We start from the raw sequence: 23,381 nt of genomic DNA, 5'->3' as shown, positions 1-23,381 counted from the left end.
TGTCTGGCGTGCGGGCGGGCGCGAACAGCGGGGACTAAGGTCGCATCCGCCCGACCGCGCCTCACAGGAGATTAATTCTGCTCGCGCGTTCGAGCACATTCGTCCTGGAGGCCGCCGCGTCGGCTGCGAGCGAGGTCTGGCTGAACTTCAGGAGCTTTCCGCCAGATTTCAGGGTCTTGCCGGCGACGAGCACAGTGTCGACATCGGCTTGAGTCGCACTGGTCACGACCCTGTCGGCGAGCGATCCGAGTTTGCTGAAACCCAGGCGGTCCGTTTTAAGCAGAACAAGATCTGCGCGCTTTCCCTTCTCGACGGTGCCGAGTTCATCCCCGAAGCCGATCGCGCGGGCGCCTGAACGCGTGGCAAAATCCAACACATCGAACGTGTCCAGGGTCTTGGCCAGGTTTGCTCCGCGATCAGACCGGAACAGGTTCCAGTAGGCGCTCCGGACATGCTCGAAATAATCATGGGTCAGCGCGATGGAGACGTCGATACCGATGGATACGTTGACGCCCGCTTCGTGTGCGCGGCCATGAATGGACGGCTTCGCATAGGGAAATTCGCCCATCACGGTTGAGCAAACACCCGAACCCGCCTCACGCAGAAAGACGAGTTCTTCGTCCGTGACATCAACGCCATGGGAAATCAGGTAATCCGGCCCGAGGAGACCAGCTTCGTGCAGGTCCCCCACTCCGCGCAGGATGGGGGGCTCCACGCCCGGACGCTGGTTCATGTGCTGGGTCAAGGTGCGTGCGGACAGGGATCGCGCGCGCTGGAACTCAAGAGCTGCCTGCTCGACGGTCTGTGTACCAACGGACCCAGACAACCCGATACCGAAATGCAGAACCTTGTCCTTTCCGCCGAAGTAAAGATCCCGGATTTTTTCGGCGGTCGCCCAGTGCCGTTCATCAGGTGGCTGGTTGCGGTCCGCCAGGGCTTTCTCGCGGGTATAGGTATCGCCTACGGTGTAGTAGGGGCCGTTGCGCATCTGGTAGCAAAAGACGCCGGCCACGCCCGAGGCCATCAGGCCACGTGCGGCCGCCTGTTCCATTGCATCACCATTGGCGGCATGCATCTGGTCGATCACTGAGGTGACGCCAGAATCCAGGCAGGCGAGGCCGCCCATTAATTGCGCGATAAACATATCCTCCGGCTCATAGGCCAGAGCGTAGATCATGTTTGTGGTACGGTCGTACTCGGCGTACCGCCTTGAAATTTTCGGGAGGGCTCCGTTCAGCAGGGTTTGCCAGACATGACGGTGCCCATCAATCATGCCCGGCATGAGGATCATACCTCTGGCACTGATGACTGTTGCTCCATCAGCCGGGAGGCCTTTTCCGATTTCCTTGATGATGCCGCTTTCGATCAGGACATCGGTATTCATATACTCAGCATCAGGATCAGACATCGAGAGTATATCGGCGCCCCTGATAAGGGTCCGATTGGCAGAAGTTGCGCCGACGGTAGCGCAGCCGGCCACGGAAACCGCAGATGTTGACGCGGCGAGCTTGAGGAAGTCTTTTCGGGTAAGTTTCATATGCCGCCAGCCTTCAGGTGGCCAATCCGGTTTGCCGCAATCGCGCTTGCGGGCACAGCAAACCGGACCGGAAAAGGAGGAATCAGACGAAATTGATGCTGGCGGCCAGCGGACCGTAGCGATCCTGAGCTGCATAGACTTTCTGCATGATCTCTTTCAGGTCGACCCCGACCATTTCGCCATTGCGCTTGCGTGCCTTGCCGGCGATCCACACGCTGTCAATGTCTTCGCGTGCAGCGAAGGTGACCACGCGGTCTGCCAACGTACCGAGACGGCCAAAGCCCGGACGATCTGTCTTCAGAAGAACAAAATCTGCGCGCTTTCCTGTTTCGATGCTGCCGACGACCTTATCGAGCCGAACGGCTTTTGCGCCGGTATTGGTGGCAAAATCCAGCGCGTCATAGGATTTGTAGGAATTGGCGATTTTTACGCCCGCAGGCTCCAGATAGAGGTTCCAGAAACCGGCGCGGACATGTTCGAAGTAATCATGCGTCAGAGCGAGTGATACGTCGATCCCGATGCCGGCGGCTACCCCGGCGGCACGGGCGCGGCCGTGGCAGGAGGGCCCGCGGAAAGCTGCTGTCATATAGGGAAATTCGCCCATGGCAGTGGCGCAGACCATACCCCCAGTCTCCCGAAGAACCCGGAATTCGTCATCCGTCAGACGGTTGGCGTGAGAGATGTGGTAGTCCGGGCCCAGCAAGCCAGCATCTGCAAGATCCAGCATGCCGGAGTCACGATAGCCCATGTAACCGGCGGGGTGTGGGGTCGCCGGTTTGTGAATATGTGCAGCCAGAATCTGTAGGTCGTAGCTGCGGGCGCGCTCCCATTCCTCCTTGATCAGAGCAAGCTCGTTGCCCATCCCTGAAGCCGGGCAAAGGCCGAACTGGAGCAGGGCGTCCGGGTCGTTGAAGACTTCCTTGTGCAGAGTGTCCGCAATTGCCCAATGTGCTTCGGTGGTTGTCGCAATCCGTTCGGAATCGGCGCGCGCAAGGTCTACCGTGTCGCCGGGCTTGTAGGAGGAAGAAACGCCCAGCTGGAAAGCAAAGAACCCGCCAACGCCCGAATCCTGCAGGCCTTTGGCGGCCGCAATCGCCATCTCCTGGTTGATCTGGCCATGGGCATAGTCGAGCATCGTGGTGACGCCGGAATCAATCGCCAGAAGGCCACCGATGAGGCCCGAGATATACATCTCGTCTGCATTCATGCTGACGATGGTGCGCATTTTCCATTGTTGGTATTTGGAGTATTCACCGGGGTGAAACTTGGTGAGCCTTCCAGCTTCCATGCATTCCCAGACGTGACGGTGACCGTCCACCATGCCGGGCATAAGGATCATGCCGCCCGCATCGATGACTTCAGCATCTGCGGCAACCAGGCCCTTGCCGATGGCGGTGATCTTGCCACCCTCGACGAGAACGTCGGTCGCTGTAAACTCTTCGCGCTGAGCATTCATGGTGAGAATATCAGCGTTCCTGATCAGAAGTTTGCCGGAGGAAGATGGGGCGGCCGTGGTGGTTGGCGCTGCTGCTGCGGCGGTCTGGGAAGTGGCGCAGGCACTGAGCCCTGCGGTTGCCACCAGCGCTGTTGAAAGGTTGAGAAAGTCCTTGCGGGTAATTTTGCTCATCTTGGGAAATCCTAGTTGATATGGGGTGCCAGCCTCTCGCTGAGAGGCTGGCTGGAGGGGTCGGTTCAGAAGGTTTTTTGGAGGCGGGCATACCAGTAGCGGCCATAGGGCTGGTACAGATTGCCGAGGTATCCGTTCGTGGAGAGCGGAGGCGCTTCGTCGGTCAGGTTTCGCACCCCAAGGCGAACGGAGCTTTCACCGCCAAACGGGTCTTCGAAACCATATTCGCCCCAAAGGCCGAAGGTGAGCTGGTCAGAAACCTCCCACGGTTCGCTTGCTGCGTTGACCACGTTATACTGGTAGACTTCACCCGTGTAGCTGGCTGTGAGACCTGCCGCGAGGCCCTCACGTCGCCAGTTGAGACCGGCATTCCATTTGAGTTCGGGGCTGCCGCTGGATTGCAGCAGGCTGGCCGCGCCCCCCACGTTTGCACCGGCGTTGATTTCGTTCGCGTCCTGAGCATCCAGCATTTCCTGCTGAACGGCAGATGGATTCTGGAAGTAATCAGTAAGCACACTGATATTCGCGTAAGCGTTGATCCTTCCGAGGAAGCTTTCGGGCGCTTCGTAGGTCAATCCAATATCGTAGCCTTCGATCGTCCGGGAATCGAGGTTGTCATAGCTGGTGACAACATAGAGAATCTCGCCAATCGGCGCGAGGCCCGTGCCCTGAACAAAGGCAATGTCGGCGGGGGTGGGCGCCGCGCGCACGACGTTCGGATTGGAAGATCCGCGGACGCGCAGAAGGTAGTCGAGTGTAAGCGCGTTTTCTGCGCTCAGGGCCCCCACCTTGTTTTCCTGATCGATCTTCCAGTTGTCGTAGGTGAATGTGAAATGGCCGAATTTTTCAGGAATGAAATTCGAGTCGATCACCAATCCGTAGGAGAGGCTTTCGGACTCCTCCGGTTTCAGGTTCGCGTTACCGGTTGTCTGCACCTGCACCTGCGGACGTTGGGAGCACAGACCCCAGGCCGCGATGCGGCCGGCGCGCAGGTCCGCTTCGCAGAGCACATCGTCGAGACGGGTCTGCGAGGTCGGACGGTCAACAGGAACAAGCTGCTGAAGGGTTGGCGCAACAAAGCCTTGCTGCCAGGATGATCTCAGACGAAGCCCGTCAAACACATCCCAGGATCCGGCGACCTTCGGCTTAGCAACGCTGCCCACATCGCTATAGTCTTCATACCGTCCGGCAAACTGCAGGTCGATCGCGCGAGCCAGGGGGATGTTCATTTCCGGCGAGATGATCGGCACAGCCAGTTCGGCGAATGCCGAATAAACCGTGCGGTTGCCCCTGACATCCCAGGCCGCGGAAGCGCCGAGCGTATCGCTGGGATAGGTAATACCGGTTACTGTGTCGTAGTAATTGGTCGTGAAATCGCCGGTGGAGTCGCGGTCATCTTCGGAGGTTTCCCAACGAACTTCGACGCCGGCGGCAACGCCAAGACCGCCGGCGGGCAAATTGAGGATATCCCCGCGGGAAAGTTTGAAGTCCACAAGACCCAAAGAAGCGCGGCCATACCGGCGGGCATCAATCAGGAAGGAACTGAGATCTGTGCTCAGCGTTGTGTCAGCAAGATTTGGGTTGGCGACATTGCCGCCATTGAAGGGATTGTAGGCGGCTGGCGTTGTTCCGGCGAGGGACGCATGCCACAGCGAGTTTTGAACATTGGTGGCGATGTCTTCTGCCGACGAGTCTGAATAGAGACCCGCAGTTTCCCAGTTCCAGCCGGCGGTCTCACCTTTCAGCCCCAGTAGCAGCCGGTGCTGTTTGCTCTCCACCTGAGCAAGACGCCCGCCGACATCTGCCAGAAGATAACTCAGTACCGTGATATCCACGCCTTCAGCGGGAATATCCAGCCCGTCGATACGGTTGGGCGAGCCGACCGGTCCGAAGGGGTTATAGTAGCTGTCAGCCGGAATGGTGATCGGTGTGTGGGCCAGCGGGCCGACAGCCGTCGTCATCGACTCGGATTTGGCATAGTAGATGCCGGCCTCGGCGAAGATTTCCATATTGTTGGGGAGTTCGTAGGTGAGGGTATTGAAGATATTGATCCGGTCAATCGACGGCGTGACCGTCATGCCGGGGATGGCGGCGGCAGAATCGAACCGCAGGTTACGGTCCGCGGCGCCGGTCACCACGCCATCGTCAATGCACAGACCATTTCCGAGTTGATACAGGCACCCTGCGTTGGTGACAGGCTGTATGTGGAACCTGCCCACGGAGTCGGTGATTGCAACGCCGTTCGCTCTGATGGCTGAGTTTGCCCCCAACACCTGAAAACCGCCCCAGGGCGAGGAGGTCCCCCGGGTGTCGAACGCCGTGTTGCCGGCGAAGCTGGTATTCGCGATCAGCGGGCGAAGATCCAGTGATGCAGTGAACTCCTGATCTGATGTGTAGAGCTTTGTGTCGCCGCCATAGTTCAGATACGTAGTGAAGTTGCCTCGCCCGTCAGCGAAGTCGCTCCCCCAGAGAAGGTTTGCCTGAAACTGGCGGAGGTTTGTGCCTTCGGCGCCGCCATACTGCACCTGGGCTTTCAGCCCATTATAATTCGAGAGCAGAACATTGTTGACGACGCCCGCGATGGCATCTGATCCGTAAAGCGCAGCGGCGCCGTCCCGCAGGATTTCGAGACGCTGAAGCCCGAACACTGGTATTGCGTTGGCATTGTAGCTGGATTCCTGACGCCCCTGCGTCAATCCGTAGGGAACGGTCCGGCGGCCATTGAGCAGGAGGAGCGTGTAGCTTGAGCCCAGGCCCCGCAAATTGATCGAGGAGACATCGCCGCGCGCTGCGCCCTGGCTGCCGCCGCTCAGCGTCTGGGTGTTGAAAGATACATCACCTGCAATGGGAAGCGAGCGGAAAAGATCTTCTCCCGAAGAAATGCCGAGCGAGGCGATCTCGTCTTCTCCCATCACCGTGACGGGCACAACCCCGGTAGGCCGCGCGCCAGCAATCTGGGAACCAACGATCACGACCTTGTCGAGCGTGTTCACCGCGTCTTCCACCGGCGCTTGCGGGACGATCTCCGGAGTTTGTTCCGCTGCGGGTGCCGAAGGGGCTGATTGCGGCGCATTATCCGCCAGCTGAAAGCTGCTGACCTGTATCGTTTGTGCGGGGGAGCGGAATTCGGAAAGATCCTGCCGTAGGCTGAATGTCTTTCCGTCCTCGGTTAGAACGACTTTCAGGTCCGTTCCTTCAAGCAGCTTTTCGAGCGCAATCTTGGTGTCCATCTTCCCTTTGATTTCGCGCGTCTTTTTGCCGCGAAGCCGATCAGCGGGAACAACAATCTGGACGCCGCTCTGGCGAGCGAAACTGGGAATTGTTTTGGTGGCATCCCCCTCCGGAAGATTGAACTCCCGGACTTCCGCATGCGCAACCAGAAGGGTGGACAGATATACACCCATCCCCAATACGGTTGTATAGCGCAGGCCTCGTTTTTTCATTGCGGTCTCCAATTGATGCTCGTCATCTCTCTTGTGAGGCAGGCAAGCACAGAGGAGTTGGCCTCACAGGACTGCAGTGTCCTGTGCGTTCATCCAGTATCCCCGCTGCGCCCCCGGTGTCCCCGTTGGCTGCAACGCGTTCTGATCGTTTCACCCCTCATACGGAAAGCCTGCGCACCTCTTCAGGGAGGAGCTTTTCTCCAGCTTTCATGGGGACAGATGCACTCTGACTGTATTTCCGCCACAAGTTTGGCGAATTTGTTATATTTTTTGCACCGGTGCTCTTTTTGGTCTTTCGGATTGACCAATCGTTTGTCGCGGCGCGGTCTTCTGGATACTGCTGGCGGCCATGCACACACCATCAGGAGAGTTTGTTGCTTGGTTGGCGCGGAGTATCATTCCGCATGAACCGGCATTGCGGAGCTGGCTTCAGAAGCGCGCACGGCTTGATAGAATCGGTTTGACTGCGGATGATATTATTCAGGAAACATATGCAAGGCTTACTCGGCTGGCCTCAATCGAGCACATACGCGACCCGAGGGCCTATGTTTTCAGAACTGCTTACTCAATTCTCCTTCAGGAGATCCGGCAAAACCGCGTGGTGTCTATTGAATCCATAGAATCCCTGGAGGAACTTGATCTTGTCTCTCAGGAGCCGTCACCGGACCGGGTTCTGGAAATGACGCAGGAGATGCGTATTCTGTCCAAGGCGATTAATTCGATGCCAAAGAAATGCCGCATCGTTTTTGTGCTGAGGAAAGTGCATGGATATTCCCAGCGCGAGATCGCTGAGCAGCTTGGAATATCCGAAAACACGGTAGAAACTCACCTCGCCCGAGGTGTAAAGAAGCTAATGGACTTTTATCAGAGTAGCGGAATAGAACCACCTGCTGCATCTGATAGATTGAATTCTGGCGAAATAAGAAATGGAAAACGACGGGAAGTACGGGGACATCGATGAGGAGGCCGCTCGTTGGGCGGCCCGAATTGATCGTGGGCCGTTAAACCAGACCGAAGAGAGGGCGCTTGATCGCTGGCTCAGCGGGAACAGTCGTCATCAAGGGGCGCTCGTCCGCGCCCAAGCCCTGTTGGTGCCTTGCGAGAGCGTTGACAGGTATATTTCGCCAGACGTGGTGTCCACGCGCTCGCCGCGAGCGAAGTCTCCTTGGCTGACAGGTCTCGCCGGATTGGTGGCGGCGTTTGTATTCGCCTTCATGCTTCTTCAATCGCCCTCAGCCGATGACGCGGCATTCCAAACCGCCCGGGGAGAGGTGCGGCGTGTGCCTCTGGAAGACGGGTCGGTAATGACGCTGAATACGGCGAGCAAGGCGGATGTGGATTTCCGGAACGGACAGCGCAGTATCCACCTGATTTCCGGCGAGGGATTTTTTGAAGTTGCGCATGATGCAGCGCGGCCCTTTGTTGTCTCTGCGGATGATTACACGGTCAAAGCGATCGGCACGGCGTTTGTGGTGCGTAAGCCGACGGAGCACTCCCTGCTGGTGGTGGTGCAGGAGGGGATCGTCGAAATCGGCCGGAAGAATGGCGATCCGCTGAGGCTCGAGGCGGGAGCCATGGCTGAAGTCAACCTCAGGGATTTGGCGCCGCGTATAACGACCCTCGACGGCGAGCAGTTGACCCAGGAACTTGCCTGGCGCGAAGGAAAGATTGCCCTGACGGGTGAGACGCTGGAGGCCGCGGCGGCGGCCTTTAATCGGTATAATAACATTGCGATAGAAGTGACCCCCGAGGTGGCCCAGCGCGAAGTGGTGGGGTGGTACTCCGCCAACGATCCGGTCGGGTTCGCGAAGGTTGTTGCCGAAACGATGGATGTGGATATCGAGATTACGGCCCACGGCATCATTCTGAAGCCGCTTGCGTGTAGTGAGCCGTGTAAAGATGATCGTTTCTGAAAAGCTGGGTGACATAGATCCCGCTTGAATGCGGCCGATTTCCCCGAAGATCGGCCCATGCATTGCCGCCATTGAGGACAGCAGCCGGCGACGTCCGGTCGGGGAGCATTGCGGTGCTTTCACGGGCCGCCCCTATGCACGCCTTCGCAAATACCCCATCATAAAACCGTCCACAACGGATCGATTGCCGCTTTCGTGTATTAGGGTTCGTGGACCCTCAAAACAAACAGCAGGAGAATTCAAGCAATGCCCAAGGGATCGGACCTGTTTGTCGCCGCGCTCGAGAATGAAGGCGTGGAGCGTATCTTCGGCGTGCCGGGCGAGGAGAACCTCGACTTTCTGGAATCGCTACGAACCTCCAGTATCAAACTCGTGCTGACCCGGCATGAGCAGGCCGCAGCCTTCATGGCCGCCACGCATGGGCGGCTGACGGGAAGGCCCGGGGTCTGCCTCGCAACGTTGGGTCCCGGCGCACTGAATCTGTCGACCGGCGCTGCTTATGCTCATCTCGGCGCCATGCCGATGATCCTCATCACGGGCCAAAAACCGGTGATGAGTGCCAAGCAGGCCCGTTTCCAGATCGTTGACATTGTTGCCTCGATGAAACCGCTGACGAAGATGACCCGCCAGATCGTCAGCGCAGCGAGTATTCCTGCAACCGTCCGGGAAGCTTTCCGCGTTGCGATGGAGGACCGGCCCGGCCCTGTGCACCTTGAGCTGCCTGAGGATGTTGCGTCCCAGGAGACTGAAGATGCTTCAGTCATTCCCGTCCATACGGCGGAGCGAGCCATTGCCCCCCTGGCGGCGCTTGAAAAAGCTGCGGAAATGATCATCGCCGCAAGGTCCCCGATTGTGATGATCGGCGCAGCGGGCAACCGGCCTTCACTTGTGCAGCCATTGTCGGATTTTGTCCGGCGAGCCCGGCTGCCCTTCTTCAACACGCAAATGGGCAAAGGGGCCGTCACCGGCGGCTCCAACCTTTACATGGGCACAGCGGCGCTCTCGGAGGGCGATTATGTGCATGAAGCTGTCGAGCGCGCCGACCTGATCGTCGCAATCGGTCACGACACGGTGGAGAAACCGCCCTTCCTGATGAAAAGCGCAGGAGGACCGAAGGTCATCCATATCAGTTACCAGCCAGCGGTCATTGAACAGGTCTATCATCCCGATTTCGAGGTGGTCGGCGATATTGGCGCTTCTGCCAAAGCGCTCGGTGAACTGCTCGAAGGGCGGACCGCCTCCAATGAGGCCATGCTGGAACTGCGCCTGAAAATACTGGAGCGCCTCAACGACCGCGCCGAGGAGGATCGCTTTCCGGTCACGCCCCAGCGCATCGTTCATGATGTCCGCAAGGTGATGCCGGAAGACGGGATCGTCTGCCTCGACAACGGCATGTACAAGATCTGGTTTGCGCGCAACTACCGCACCCATGTTGCCAACACGCTGCTTCTGGACAACGCGCTCGCTTCGATGGGCGCGGGTCTGCCTTCGGCCATGATGGCGGCCATGCTTCATCCTGATCGCCGCGTGATTGCGATCTGTGGGGATGGCGGTTTCATGATGAACTCGCAGGAGATGGAGACCGCGGTGCGTCTTGGGCTCAACCTCGTCGTGCTCATTCTCAACGACAGCGCCTACGGGATGATCCGGTGGAAGCAGGCGGTCGATGGGTTTCCGGATTTCGGCATGAGCTTCGGCAATCCCGATTTCGTCACCTACGCGCAGGCCTATGGCGCAAAGGGTTCGCGGGTGACCGCAGTGGAAGACCTCGTGCCAACGCTCGAAGCCGCTTTCGCCGGCGGCGGGGTCCATCTGGTCGATGTCCCGATCGACTATTCCGAGAACACCCGGGTCCTCGTTGACGAGTTGCGCAATCGCATCCCTAGCGTGGATTGCAGGTGAGGGCATGTCGCGTCACGAGCCAGAAGATGCAAGGAAACCAAGAATGCTGAAGGTCCATCAAGCCTTCGACCGCGCGCAGATTGCGGAGGTCGAGACCGACGATGCGGCCGCATTGGAGCGCAAGCTGCAAGCTGCCGAGCGCGTTTTTAAGGATCGCGGCGGCTGGCTCCAGCCTCATCAGCGCATTGCGGTGCTCCGCAAGCTGGCGACGTTGATGGAAGGTAAGCGCGACGCCTTCGCCATGCAGATTGCGCGGGAAGGCGGCAAGCCTCTGCCCGATGCCATTATCGAAACCAGCCGCGCCATCGACGGTGTTCATAACGCGGCCGATGAATTGCGCAATTTTGCCGGCCGTGAAATCCCGATGGGGCTGTCGGCGGCGGCGGAAAACCGATGGGCCTTCACCACGAAGGAACCGATCGGCGTCGTCGCGGCGATCTCCGCCTTTAATCATCCGCTGAACCTGATCGTCCATCAGGTCGCCCCCGCCATCGCGGTCGGCTGCCCCGTCATCATCAAGCCGGCTGCCACAACGCCCTTGTCCTGTGTCGACTTTGTGGCCCTGGTTCACGAGGCGGGTTTGCCGGAGCCCTGGTGCCAGACCTTCATCACGGATGACAATGAACTGGCCGAAAGACTTGCCACGGACCAGCGCGTCGCCTTCCTCAGTTTTATCGGCTCGGCAAAGGTCGGCTGGTATTTGCACAGCAAGCTGGCTCCCGGCACGCGTTCTGCCCTTGAGCATGGCGGTGCAGCGCCTGCCATCGTCGACCGCAGCGCCGATCTGGGCAAGGTCATCGAGCCTATTGTGAAGGGGGGCTACTACCATGCCGGGCAGGTTTGCGTGTCGACGCAGCGCATATTCGTGCACAGCGATATCGCCAGCGAATTTACGCGAAGGCTGGTTGCCCGTGTCGAAAAACTGCGCACCGCCGATCCCTCCCTGGATAACACCGAGGTCGGACCATTGATCCTGCCGCGCGAAGCTGACCGTGTGGGACAGTGGATTGACGAGGCCGTCAGGGGCGGAGCCATGCTGGCGACCGGCGGCAGGCGCCTGTCGGAGACCATGCTTGAACCTGCGGTGCTGGTCGACCCTTCTGCCGAGGCAAAAGTATCCACGCAGGAGGTGTTCGGTCCTGTGGTCGCGGTATATCGTTATGCTGATCTTGATGAAGCGATCACGCGGTCAAATTCCCTGCCGACTGCCTTTCAGGCGAGCATTTTTGCCCAGGATATAGACATTGCGATGCGCGCGGCGAACCGCCTCGACGCCTCTGCTGTGATGATCAATGATCCCACTGCCTTCCGGACTGACTGGATGCCTTTCGCGGGACGAAAAACGTCCGGGTACGGCACCGGAGGTATTCCCTACACCATGCGTGACATGACCGAGGAGAAGATGATCCTGCTGCGCAGAAGCTGAACCGAGCGGTCACCGCAGGAGCATAACGCCCGCGGTCGCTGCTGCGATCCGCAGGTGCTTCGTGAATGGCGAGAACTTCCTGTCTCCGGATGAGAGGTTACTGTCCCGGATAGGACGCTTGCTTGCCAAGCGTGTCCTGCACATAGAGCTTTACGATGAATACCGAGAGCACCACCAGCAGGGGAGTCGCGAGCAGAACGCCGAGCATACCGAACAGCATTCCGAAACAGAGAATGGAAATCAGGATGAGCGCCGGGGAAACGGCAGCGGCCTTCTCCTGAATCAGCGGATAGATAAGGGCTGATTCAAGCTGGGAGACGACGACATAGGCCAGCGCCACCCACAGGGCTGTCATCGGGCTGACCGTGAAGGCGAGGAGGATGCCGGGAACAGAAGAAATCAGTGGGCCGACAGTTGGAACAAATTGCGAGAGGCCGGCGATCAGAGCCAGGCCGATAAAGGCGGGCACGCCGAATGCCCATAGAATAATTCCCATCAGCACGGCGATGACAACCATATCGATCGTGATGCCCAGCAGCCATTTCTTCAGGGCCCGGGCAGAGGCGTCGAGCGCCTCGCCGACTTTTTCATCCGTTCCGGCCGGCAGGAGCAGAAGCACCCCGCGGCGAACGGAGGCTGCAGAGCGCGTCAGGAAGCCTGCGATAAAGAGCACCAGAAGGGCCGAAGTAAGCCCGGAAGCCAGGGGAAGAGCATAACCGCCGGCATTGCTGACAACACCTGAAAGGGCGCCTGGCGACGCGCCTGAACCAACCGCTTCGACCTCCGCAACCAGGGCGGTGCCGACGGTATTACCCTGCATCATTTCCTTGATGCGTGTCCAAGCCTCCGGAAGGCGGCTGAAGACATCGGACACCTCGCCGGCGATCTGTGATCCGAAAATCCAGAACACTCCTCCAAGGCCACTCACCAGGATCAGCGCTGCGCCTGCCACCGCACCGGGCCTTGGCAGGGGGAAAAGGCGCATGAGGGCATCGGCGATGCCGTGAATCGCAGTGGCGATCAGGACCGCGAGGAAGATGAGAAGGATCGCGTCGCGGATCACCCACAGGGCCATGGCCAAACCAAGCACCATGAAGAAAAGGAGGAGGCGCAAGGTGAAGGCCTTGAGATTTCCCGTTCCTGGCATCGCCGGGCCTCTCCTGCGTGCTTTGACTGAGTAATAGGTTGATCAAGCCGATCCTGTTCAGGAACGATGCTCCTCAGAACGCCTCGGCGTCCCCATTGTTCCTGCCTTGGCCCATTTCCTTCAGCCCGTCAGCGCTCCGAAAGGGTGAGGGATAACGGCCAGATGCGGGCGGGGTGCCTGCCGGACGCGTATCTGCCCCTGCGGCGCATAGCCTGGATTGACAGCGCAAGGCACCGAAGTAAGAGCGTTATATGATAACATAATACTCGCATCCAACCGTCCAGGTTTTGTCTCGAATTGAGGGTTCTTCACTATGTTCAGGTTTTCCGTCTGCTCGCTTCTGACGGCGGTTTCTTCCTTTGCCCTGGCCGCATCCCCGGCGCTCGCGGAGACCGAAACAGAAGAGCAGGCGATGCGCCAGGAGACGGTGGTCGTTCTGGGGGCCCGCCAGGCCTATCGTGGGGATTTCGACACACTGGAGATCCCGCAAGCCGACCAGCTGATCGGCGAAGACGTGCTGCGCAATGCCGGGGCGATTGACCTCACTCAGGCGCTGGATCTGTCTGCCTCTGTCGCGCGGCAGAATAATTTTGGCGGCCTGTGGAATAGTTTTGCCGTGCGCGGTTTCATCGGTGACCAGAACCTGCCCAGCAATTACCTCGTCAATGGGTTCAATGCCGGGCGCGGCTTTGGCGGCCCGCGCGACCTGTCGGGCGTCGAAAGCGTCGAAGTGCTCAAGGGGCCGCGTGCTGCCCTGTTCGGCCGGGGCGAACCCGGCGGCACCGTGAACCTGGTTACCAAGCGCCCCACCTTTGAAACTGCCGGGCAAGCGCGCGCTTCGGCGGCCAGCTTCGACACATGGCGTGTGGATGGCGACTGGACGGCGCCGCTGTCTGATATGGCGGCCATCCGGCTCGTCGGTTTCTATGAGGACGCCGGCAGTTTCCGCGACACGGTGGAGACACTCAAATACGGCGCGACCCCGTCTGTGGCGCTGCGGCTGACGGATCGCACCTTGCTGACCTATGAGCTTGAGTACAGCCGCCAGGAAATCCCTTTTGATCGCGGCGTTGTCGCCGTCGAGGGTGAATTGGGGCGCATTCCCGAAAGCCGCTTTCTGGGCGAGCCGGGTGACGGCCCGCTGGAGGCAGATGTGCTCGGTCACCAGTTGGAGCTGCAGCATGATCTGAGCGATGATTGGAGCGTGATGCTGGGGGCGAACTGGCGGGATACGGCGCTTGAGGGCTTCTCCACCGAGCCGGAACTGACTGCTGCGCGCCAGCGCCTGCTGGTTGATGGCGAAACCCTGACCCGCCAGCGGCGCTATCGCAGCTATGACGCGAACTATTATGTCGTCCGGGGCGAAGTCAGCGGACGGGTGACAACCGGCCCGGTCAGCCACCGCTTGCTGATGGGGGTTGATACCGACCGGTTCGAGAATGATCAGGTGTTCGGCAGGGCGCGTGCTCCGGTTTTGAGTTCCAATCCGACGCTCGCGCAGCTCCAGGCCATCAACATCTTCAATCCGGTTTATGGTCAGTACCCGCTGCCGGTGCCGGGACCGCTGACCGACCGGGTCGAGACGCAGGAGGCCACGGGTGTTTTCATCCAGGACCAGATCGCCCTGACAGACCGGCTCGAGGTGCGGGTGGGCCTGCGCTATGATGATTATTCGCAGACGCTTGAAAACCGCCTTTCCAATAGCATCAGCACACAATCTTTCAGCCGGACCAGCCCACAATTCGGTATTGTCTACAGTGCGAGCGACGCAATCTCGCTCTATGCGGTGTACGGAGAAAACTTCCGGCCGCTCTCTGGTTCTGATTTTGCCGGAAATCCTTTTGACCCCAACAAGTCCAAATCAATCGAGGGAGGCATCAAGTTCCTTCTGGCGGGGGAAGATCTTGTCGGGACGGTGAGCGTTTTCCAGATCGAACAGGATAACATCCTCGTTTCCGATCCGGCCAATGCAGGCTTCTCGATTGCGGGCGGCGAGGCCGAGAGCAAGGGGCTGGAGATCGATCTCCAGGGGCGCCTGACACAGACGCTGTCGGTCTGGATGTCATATGCCTATGTTGATGCTTCCCTGCAGAATGATGTGCTCGATCCGGATTTTGCCTTGCCGGTGGAGGCGGGTTCGCGGCTTCTAAACGTGCCTGAACATGCCTTCAGTCTTCAGGTTACCCAAGAGGCTGAGCTTGCCGGGCGGCCGCTGAATTTTGGGGGCGGGCTGGTTTATGTAGGCGAGCGCCTTGGCGAAATTGGCACAAATTTCGAGCTGCCGGATTATACGCTGCTGCGCGCTTTCGCGGCATACGACCTGACCCCCAGCCTGACCTTGCGGGCAGAGGTCGACAATCTGACGGACGAGACCTGGTATGCGAACTCGTATTCGCAGCTCTGGGTGCAGCCCGGTACGCCGCGCAGCTTCCGGGTTTCTGCCGCTTACCGTTTCTAAGGAGAACGTCATGACGTTGGTGCTTGAAGCTGAAAAGCTGTGTGTGGAGCGATCCGGAAAGCGCGTGCTGCAGGATATCACGTTTGATGTCCGCGCCGGTGAGGCCTTTGCCTTGCTCGGTGGCAACGGGGCAGGCAAGTCGACCACGCTTCTCACGCTGCTCGGCTTCCTCGCGCCAGCCGCCGGCACGGTTCGTGTGAACGGCCGCGCGGTGCAGGATGATGTGGCGGCTGCGCGCGCGGCAATAGCCTATCTCCCGGAAGCCGCCGCCCTTTACGGACATTTGAGCGCGCGCGAGAACCTGCGCTACTTCCTGTCGCTCGCCGGCGCGCCGTCCAGCGCGGAAGCGATAGAGACCGCGCTGGACAGCGTGTCGCTTGAAACCGCCGCGCGGGCAAACCGGCTGAGCGAATATTCAAAGGGCATGCGCCAGAAAGTGGCCATTGCGCTGGCTCTGCTTCGGGAGGCACCGATCCTGCTCCTGGATGAACCGACTTCCGGTCTTGATCCTGTCGCGATTGATGAATTTCACGCGCTTGTGCGCCGTCTGGCCGGGGCGGGCAAATCCGTCCTGATGGTGACACATGACGTATACGGAGCGTGTCAGGTTGCGCACCGGATTGCACTCCTGCGGAAGGGCGAGCTGGTTGGCCGTTTCACGGCGCCGGAAAACGGCCGCATTGATACCGAGGTAGTCCATGCCGCCTTCGTGGGGCGGCAAGCCGCATGAGGCATATTCTGACAATTGCCGCCGACGAATGGCGGTTCTGGATTCGCTCCCGGCTCGCCCTTGCCGGGCTGCTCGTGATGGCCGTGCTGCTCGTTGTGACGAGCTTTGTCACGGCAGCCCGGGTCAGCCATGAGCGCGACGTGCGGCTGGAGCATCAGCAGGCCGCCGAAGAGCGTTTCCTCGCCCAGCCTGACCGCCATCCCCACCGGATGGTGCATTACGGCCATTATGTTCACCGTATTCCGGGACAGCTCGCCATTCTCGACCCCGGTGTGGACCGGGTGACCGGCCAGTCTATCTTTCTCGAAGGCCACCGGCAGAACTCGGCCATGTTCGCCGAGGCGCGCGGGGGCGCGTCCCTTGGCCGTCTGGCGGATCTGACGCCGGCACTAGTCTACCAGCTTTTTGCGCCGCTACTGCTGATCGTGCTCGGCCATTCGCTGATTGTGCGTGAGCGCGAAAGCGCAACGCTCGCGCCGCTCCTCGCGCAAGGGCTCAGCCCCGGCGTGCTGATTGCCGGGAAGGCGGCGGCGCTGGGCAGCGTCATACTCGTGATGCTGTTGCCCATCTGCGGATTGTCAGCCTTCGCTGCCGCGCAGGGTGAGGCTTTGCTTTCAGGCCTTGTCGTGACGGGCACCTATGCGCTCTATCTCTGTCTCTGGGGCGCGGCGGCGTTGCTTGTGTCCGCGCTGGTAAATCAACGTGGTATGGCCCTCGGCATCCTGTTTGCCGTCTGGCTGTTGGCAGCGATCATAATGCCGCGCGCCGCCGTCAATATTGCCGGCATGGTGGAACCGGTGCCGGGAAAGATCGAGACAGACCTCGCGCTCGCCATCGATATGCGCGATGTCGGCGATGGCCATGATGCGGGCGCGTCGGCTTACGATACGTTGAGAGCAAACCTTCTCTCGGAACATAATGCCGAGCGGATCGAAGACCTTCCGGTGAACTTCCGCGGCATGGTCGCGCTCTATTCGGAGGAGCGGCTGACGCAGCTTCTGAATGAATATGCCGAAGCGCAGATGGCGCGGGAACAGGCCCAGGCGAAGGTCATCGGATCGTTCGGCTGGGCCTCCCCCTTCATCGCTGCGGGCTCCGCGTCCCGGATACTCTCCGGCACAGATCTCGGCACGCATCACCGGTTCCTCAGGGAGGCGGAAACCGTCCGCTACGAATTTGTGCAAGGCCTGAACCGCGCCCATGCCCATGATCTGTCCTACACGGACGACATCAACCGCAATCGCGATGTAGAGGCTTTTGACCGGGCAAGAATAAGTGCCGGCAACTGGCAGGTTCTGGACAGGTTCCGCTTTCACCCGGCGCCAGCGGGTGAGCGCCTGCTGCAGGCCGCGCCGTTTCTGGTCATGCTGGCGTTCTGGCTTGCCGCGCTTTTAGCCGCGCTCGCCTATGCCGGCGGGAGGCTGAGGCCGTGAATTTCAAAACATCTTTTCTTCGCGAAGCCTGGTTCCTGTCAAAAGACAGGGCAGCCATGATCTGGCTGAGCCTTGCCTTGCTGATTTCTGCTTTCTCGGTCGTGACGGGGATTGCTGAAGTGCGGGCCCAGCGCCAGACGATTGAGCGATTGCTGGAGGCTGACCGGGCCGACCGTGAAGCCTCCCTGGCTGACCAGTCGGACTGGGGCGGGGCGGCATATTACGCCTTTCACCTCACCTATGATCCGCCATCGGAGCTGGCCTTCGCGGCGCTCGGTCAGCGCGACGTCGCATCCTGGAAGCATCGCGTCCGCATGTTGGCGCTCGAAGGCCAGATCCATGAAGCAGATCCGCAGCATCCGGACGCTGCCCTGATTGGCCGGGTGGACTTTGCATTCGTGGCGGCCTTCCTCGCGCCTCTGTTTGTCGTTCTGATGCTATATGATCTCAGGGCTGCCGAGCGCGCTGCTGGCCGGTATGAACTGCTGTCAGCGACGGCACGCCGGGACGCAGCGCCTTGGCGGATGCGGGCCGGTGTCAGGATCGCTTGCTTGGCGGCGTGCTTGCTCATTCCATTCCTTATCGGCGCAGTTCTGGAGCAAGCCAGCGGCATGGCCATAGCCGGCGCCGGGCTCGCCGTGCTTCTGCACCTGGCTTTCTGGGGCCTGCTCACCTCTTTCGTTGGCCGGCTGGCGATGCCGCCAGCAACCATTCTTACCGCGATGGCGGGCACCTGGCTGCTGCTGGCCGTGCTTGTTCCGGCGGCAGGCAGGGTTCTTGTCGAGCGCGCGATCCCCGTGCCCGCCGGCGCCGACATCATGATGGTTCAGCGCGAGTCGGTAAACGATGGCTGGGATCGCCCGCGAGAAGCGACGATGAAGGCGTTTCTGGAGCGGCATCCGGAATGGTCTGCCTACAGCCAGATCGAGCAAGGTTTTGAATGGAAGTGGTATTATGCTTTCCAGCAGGTGGGTGATCAGACAGCGGAGGACATATCCAGGGCTTATGATGAAGGCCGCCACCAGCGCGACCGCGCTGCCTCGCTGATCTCGTGGCTTGCGCCGCCTGCGCTTATGGAGAGGACACTGCAATCCCTTGCTGGCACGGATGTCGCCGCAACGCTGGCGTATGAGGAATCCATCCGAAACTTCCATGCAGAGCTGCGAGCATTTTACTATCCGCGCCTTTTCCGCGAGGAGGATTATAGCCTGGATGCCGTCCGGGGATTACCAGCCTTCGACGGGAAGCAAGGCGCGAACGCAAGCGCTGCGGCTGATCTGTAGGGGTGTCGTCCCCGCCCCATCCTTGGGTGCCTTGAGCGGCGCGGGCGGAGATCATCAGGTTTCCAGCACATAGGTCCCCGGCGCGGGGCCGAGGACGTGACCCGGCACCGGTGGTTTTACGGGGGACGCGGTGCTTGATTTTGTATTGAGCCAGCCGAGCCATTCGGGCCACCACGACCCTTCCTTCCGATGGGCGCGGGCCAGCCAGGCATCAGGTTCAAGGTAAGTCGTCCCGCCGATCGCCGGACCTGCATAATAGTAGGCCCCGGCCTTTCCGGGCGGGCTGACGACACTTGTATTGTGCCCGCCGCCGGTGAGCACGAATGTCGTCTCGGCGGACCCGTGGAGACCGATCCTGTGAACGGAACGCCAGGGGGCAATATGATCCCGCTCCGCTCCCAAAGCGAAGATGGGAGCCCGGATATCCTTGACGGCAACAAACTCGCCCTCGATCGAGAGTTCGCCATGCGTGAAACTGTTTTCCATGAAAAGCTGGCGCAGGTATTCGCTGTGCATACGGGCTGGCATACGGGTCGGATCGGCCAGCCACGCTTCCATGGGGCCCGGCTCGGCACTGTGCCCAAGCATGTAGCGCTCTACGATCCGTGAGTACACGAGTTCATGGGCGCGCAGCACGGAGAAGGCGCCTGCCATGTTCCGAGCGTCCAGCGTGCCGTCAATGTGCATCATGTCTTCGAGCAGCGCGACCTGGCTTTCATCAATGAAGAGCAGCAGTTCACCGGCTTCCCGAAAATCCGTTTGGGCGGCAAGAAGCGTCAGCGAGGCCAGCCGGTTGTCACCGTTGCGTCCCATCACAGCGGCGGCGATTGCCAGGACCGTGCCGCCGAGACAATAACCAACGCCGTGGACCGGGGTGCCACCGCACGCCGCGTGGACAACCTCCAGAGCTTCCATCACACCCTTGCGGCGATAGTCATCGAAAGCCGTGTCGCGTAGATCCGCTCCCGGATTTTTCCAGGAGATCATGAAGACGGTGAACCCCTGCGAGACCAGCCAGCGAACAAAGGAATCTTCCGGCGTGATATCCAGGATATAATATTTCATGATCCACGCGGGCACGATCAGCACCGGCTCGGGATGCACCTTTCCGGTCGTGGGTGCGTACTGGATGAGTTCGAACAGATGGTTGCGATAAACGACCTGGCCTTCTGTGATCGCCATGGTTTCACCAACCCGCCAGGCTTGCTTTTCGTCCCGCCGGAGGCGGCCGCTCTGCGCGCCGATGTCCTGCCAGAGATGTGTCATGCCTCGCATGAAGTTCTGCCCGTGGCTTGCAAGGGTCGCATCCAGCACATCGGGATTGGTCCATGGGAAATTCACGGGCGCCAGCGCATTCAGGAACGAAGATCCCATGAATGACACACGGCGGGCATGGTGATCGGCGACACCGCGCAGGCACGATGTCGCGGCGCGCCACTGTGCCTCGGCTGCGAGATGCGACTGCGCCAGAAAGCGATAGGGCGCCCGGTTCCAGCCGGGACTGCGGAACCGCCGGTCTCCGGGCTCCGGCTTGAACGCCCACTCCTCTCCTTCGATGGCGCGCGCACTTTGCGTCAGCGCCCGAAGGGCTTCGGACCAGCGCCACCAAAGCTCGATCTGCCGTGCGGGCGAGACCGAAAGATGAAAATACCAGTCTTCCCATGCCTGAAGGGCCGCCCAGGGCGATTGGCCGCCTGTCACCTGCGCGAAGCGGCCGCGCAAGCGCCGGTCAAGATCCCGGAACACGTCCTGGATCGCATCAGGTTGGGCGCACCCCTCGGCATCCCCTTCCGCCGCCGGGCGCCGGAGGGCCTCTTCCGAATGCACCTTCAACGGCGCCGAGCGTGGCCGCTTATTTCTGGGTGCGGTCAAGGAGACGCGCCGCCTCGTCGGCATAATCGGTCACCGCTTCAATGGCGGCATTGCGCCAGATCTCCAGGAAATCCTTCGGCGAGCGGCAGGTTATGAAAGCGGTAAGCGCACTTGCATTCTTGCGGGCACGATCGACGTAGAACCGTGTCATTTCCATCTGAATCTCGCTCATCCGGCGGAAACTTTCCAGGGCTGCTGGCGGGCTGGCGCCCGAACTGGCCATCGGCCATGCTGACATAAATGGATCGACAGCGGAAAATGCTTTCGATGTGGCCTTGACGTTTTCGGCTTGGGCGGATGCACGCGCCATGATGATGCACTCCTTCTTCCAGGTCAGGATTCCAGTTTGCCCCCCTTTTTCAATATGCGTGCAAAGGCCCAGTCAACCTATACGTAGTTGCCGCAATGACGCCTTCAGATTGACGATCCCGGGCAGGAAGATTCGTATACGGACAGGCAGCCGAGAGCGATTTCCGATTCCTCATCTGCGGGCACGACAGCGACACTGACCGGTGCGTCTGGAGGTGACAGGAGGGGCGCGCCGGCCCTATTCGCTGCCGGATCGATAACGACGCCGGCCCATGACAGGCCGTCGGCAATGCCTGCCCGCACCCGGTGTGAATTTTCTCCAATGCCGGCTGTGAAAACGATGGCGTCCAGCCCGCCGAGCGCTGCGATCAGGGAGCCGCATTCCCGCACGATCCGATAGATAAAGAGGCTGATTGCTTCTTCGGCTTCCGGCGTCCCGCTCGCTTCGACCGTTCGCAAATCGCCTGACACGCCGGAGACGCCGAGTAATCCTGACTGCTTGCGCAGCATGATCGAGACGTCCTCCGGGCTCATCTGCCTTTCGCTCAGGAGATAAAGGATGGCGCCCGCATCAATGTCGCCCGCGCGCGTGCTCATGGGCACGCCGGAGATCGCGGAGAACCCCATGGAGGTGGCTATACTGCGGCCGTCCAATATCGCGCAAAGGCTGGCACCGCTGCCCAGGTGCAGGGCGAGTGTCCGGCGATGGGGACGATCGGGAAAAAGGTCCCGCAGCCGCCGCGCGATGTTGGCGTAAGACAGGCCATGATAGCCGTAGCGAATGATGCCCGTTTCGCTCAGGGCACGCGGGATTGCATAGAGTTGCGCAAGCCGCGGCTGCATCCTGTGGAAGGCTGTGTCGAAGGATAGCGTCTGGAACAGGTCAGACCGCTTCGCAGCGACGGCGCGCACGGCGCTGAGATTGTGGGGCTGGTGATCCGGCGCAAGCGGGCACAATGTTTCGAGATGATCCAGCATGTCCGGCGTGGCGCGGCGCGAGTCCACAATGCCGGCCCCGCCCTGAACGACCCGGTGACCAAGCGCATGCACGGGCACGCCCAAAGCGGCTTCTGTTGCCGCCAGCAGGCGCGGCGCCAAAATTTTCGGGTCGAGGTTCGAGATATCGGCAGCAGCGAGAAATCGTTCGGCGGTTTCCGGATTTGCCGATTTTGCCGACAACTGCGGCGCGGCGGGCAGTCCGGAGAGGTTGGCGCGCAACAACTCCACGCCGGCCCGGTTATTCCCCTCGAAGCTGTAAGCGGCAATCTTGATGCTGGAAGAGCCGGAGTTCAGCGTAGCAATAAGAACGCCGCTCATTTTGCCGCCTCAGACCAATGCAGGTATGCGGCTGCCAGCGCGCAGGAAGCCGCGCGCTCTTGCGCGCTGTCGGAGCGGCTGGTGAGGATGATGGGAACCTTTGCGCCCAAGACTAGTCCGGCTGCCGCCGCGCCTGCGAGATAGTCGAGTTGTTTGGCCAGCATATTGCCCGCCTCGATGGTCGGGACGATCAGGATATCGGCGGCACCCGCGACTGGGGAGACAAGACCTTTTGCCTCTGCAGATGCCTTCGAGATCGCCAGATCGAAGGCGAGCGGTCCATCGACGGGGCCACCTCTTATCTGCCCCCGGTCTGCCATTTTGCACAAGGCGGCAGCGTCTATCGTCGAAGGCATGTGCGGATCGACGACTTCGGTGGCGGACAGAATGGCCGTACGCGGTGGATCGATGCCGATGGCACGCGCAAGGTCGATGGCGTTCTGCACGATCCAGCGTTTTGTCATGAGGTCTGGCGCAATGTTGAGGCCGCCATCGGAAATCAGAAGCCATGTCGGCCAGGCGGGCGTTTCCATGACAAAGATATGGCTCATCCGCCGCTCGGTGCGCAGGCCGGCGCCGGCCGCAACGCAGGCCCCCATGAGTTCACTGGTGGAGAGTGCCCCCTTCATCAGTGCCGAAACATTTCCGGCTGCCGCGAGGCTCACAGCCTCTGCGGCGGCAGCGTGGCTGTGCGGCGTATTGATGGTTTCGATCCCCGAAAGGTCTATGCCCGCTGTTTTTGCGGCCTGCGTGATGCGCGCGGCGGGCCCGATCAGGACAGGTTCGATCAGGCCCGCCTCGCGTCCGGCCATGGCGCCCGAAAGGGACAGGAGATCGACGGGATGAACGACCGCAGTCCGGATTCCCGGTCGCCCCACTTTGGCAATAAGGGCCGAGAAAGCGTTTTCGGGATCACCTTTATAATCAGAAACATCTTTCAGCATTGTGTTCCCTTCCTACTGCTTCGGCATCCAGGGCCGGGCC

Annotated in this window: 16 protein-coding genes; 8 read left to right on the top strand and 8 right to left on the bottom strand. The window is 60.4% G+C overall.

The features are described from left to right. Positions 1–61 precede the first annotated feature (61 nt). From HPO_RS07665 to HPO_RS07655, 3 genes are all read right to left on the bottom strand, one after another. On the bottom strand, positions 62–1,537 hold the full coding sequence (locus HPO_RS07665; protein ID WP_051612419.1) for an amidohydrolase family protein: 1,476 nt from the start codon (positions 1,535–1,537) through the stop codon (positions 62–64). Positions 1,538–1,619: 82 nt separating this feature from the next. After that, the gene (locus HPO_RS07660; protein ID WP_084324223.1) at positions 1,620–3,164 is read right to left on the bottom strand and encodes an amidohydrolase family protein; all 1,545 of its coding nucleotides are present in this window, start codon (positions 3,162–3,164) and stop codon (positions 1,620–1,622) included. A gap of 65 nt (positions 3,165–3,229) precedes the next feature. Further along, entirely contained in the window at positions 3,230–6,607 is a 3,378-nt protein-coding gene (locus HPO_RS07655; RefSeq protein WP_035596538.1) for a TonB-dependent receptor domain-containing protein, read from the bottom strand. 349 nt (positions 6,608–6,956) lie between these two features. On the opposite strand from HPO_RS07655, the gene HPO_RS20235 reads away from it, so the two are divergent. The 4 genes from HPO_RS20235 to HPO_RS07640 all read left to right on the top strand — a co-directional run bounded on the left by HPO_RS20235 (position 6,957) and on the right by HPO_RS07640 (position 11,848). Further along, positions 6,957–7,568 (top strand): RNA polymerase sigma factor, encoded by a 612-nt coding sequence (locus HPO_RS20235; protein WP_084324222.1) that lies wholly within the window; start codon positions 6,957–6,959, stop codon positions 7,566–7,568. Then, entirely contained in the window at positions 7,534–8,520 is a 987-nt protein-coding gene (locus tag HPO_RS19675) for a FecR family protein (protein ID WP_051612417.1), read from the top strand. The genes HPO_RS20235 and HPO_RS19675 overlap by 35 nt, the downstream gene beginning before the upstream one ends. A 246-nt stretch (positions 8,521–8,766) precedes the next feature. Next, complete coding sequence (locus HPO_RS07645) at positions 8,767–10,422, top strand: acetolactate synthase large subunit (protein ID WP_035596536.1); 1,656 nt, start codon at positions 8,767–8,769, stop codon at positions 10,420–10,422. A gap of 43 nt (positions 10,423–10,465) precedes the next feature. Continuing rightward, positions 10,466–11,848, top strand: coding sequence for an aldehyde dehydrogenase family protein (locus HPO_RS07640; protein ID WP_035596533.1), 1,383 nt, complete (start codon positions 10,466–10,468; stop codon positions 11,846–11,848). A 97-nt stretch (positions 11,849–11,945) separates the two neighbouring features. Here the strand turns inward: HPO_RS07640 and HPO_RS07635 are convergent, their stop codons facing one another. Next, on the bottom strand, positions 11,946–12,995 hold the full coding sequence (locus HPO_RS07635; RefSeq protein ID WP_035596530.1) for an AI-2E family transporter: 1,050 nt from the start codon (positions 12,993–12,995) through the stop codon (positions 11,946–11,948). A 313-nt stretch (positions 12,996–13,308) separates the two neighbouring features. Here HPO_RS07635 and HPO_RS07630 point away from each other — a divergent pair, with 313 nt between their 5' ends. Genes HPO_RS07630 through HPO_RS07615 form a run of 4 tightly spaced genes read left to right on the top strand, consistent with a single transcriptional unit; the run spans position 13,309 to position 18,899 of the window. Beyond that, positions 13,309–15,453, top strand: a complete 2,145-nt coding sequence (locus HPO_RS07630; protein WP_035596527.1) for a TonB-dependent siderophore receptor — start codon at positions 13,309–13,311, stop codon at positions 15,451–15,453. A gap of 10 nt (positions 15,454–15,463) precedes the next feature. Then, positions 15,464–16,183, top strand: a complete 720-nt coding sequence (locus tag HPO_RS07625; protein WP_035596524.1) for an ABC transporter ATP-binding protein — start codon at positions 15,464–15,466, stop codon at positions 16,181–16,183. Beyond that, positions 16,180–17,616 (top strand): DUF3526 domain-containing protein, encoded by a 1,437-nt coding sequence (locus tag HPO_RS07620; protein ID WP_035596523.1) that lies wholly within the window; start codon positions 16,180–16,182, stop codon positions 17,614–17,616. Before HPO_RS07625 ends, HPO_RS07620 begins: the two co-directional genes overlap by 4 nt. Beyond that, complete coding sequence (locus HPO_RS07615; RefSeq protein WP_035596522.1) at positions 17,613–18,899, top strand: DUF3526 domain-containing protein; 1,287 nt, start codon at positions 17,613–17,615, stop codon at positions 18,897–18,899. The genes HPO_RS07620 and HPO_RS07615 overlap by 4 nt, the downstream gene beginning before the upstream one ends. Before the next feature lie 54 nt (positions 18,900–18,953). On the opposite strand, the gene HPO_RS07610 is transcribed toward HPO_RS07615, so the two are convergent. The 4 genes from HPO_RS07610 to HPO_RS07595 form a co-directional block, all read right to left on the bottom strand. After that, complete coding sequence (locus HPO_RS07610; protein WP_162174024.1) at positions 18,954–20,771, bottom strand: PHA/PHB synthase family protein; 1,818 nt, start codon at positions 20,769–20,771, stop codon at positions 18,954–18,956. Continuing rightward, complete coding sequence (locus HPO_RS07605; protein WP_035596521.1) at positions 20,752–21,081, bottom strand: hypothetical protein; 330 nt, start codon at positions 21,079–21,081, stop codon at positions 20,752–20,754. The genes HPO_RS07610 and HPO_RS07605 overlap by 20 nt, the downstream gene beginning before the upstream one ends. 104 nt (positions 21,082–21,185) lie before the next feature. After that, positions 21,186–22,397, bottom strand: a complete 1,212-nt coding sequence (locus HPO_RS07600; RefSeq protein WP_035596518.1) for an acetate/propionate family kinase — start codon at positions 22,395–22,397, stop codon at positions 21,186–21,188. After that, on the bottom strand, positions 22,394–23,341 hold the full coding sequence (locus HPO_RS07595; RefSeq protein WP_035596513.1) for a bifunctional enoyl-CoA hydratase/phosphate acetyltransferase: 948 nt from the start codon (positions 23,339–23,341) through the stop codon (positions 22,394–22,396). Before HPO_RS07595 ends, HPO_RS07600 begins: the two co-directional genes overlap by 4 nt. Between the last annotated feature and the right edge of the window lie 40 nt (positions 23,342–23,381).

This window comes from Hyphomonas polymorpha PS728 (assembly GCF_000685315.1).
GTDB lineage: Bacteria > Pseudomonadota > Alphaproteobacteria > Caulobacterales > Hyphomonadaceae > Hyphomonas > Hyphomonas polymorpha.
Note: the sequence above shows the minus strand (reverse complement) of the source record. Positions and strands in the feature narration are given on the sequence as shown.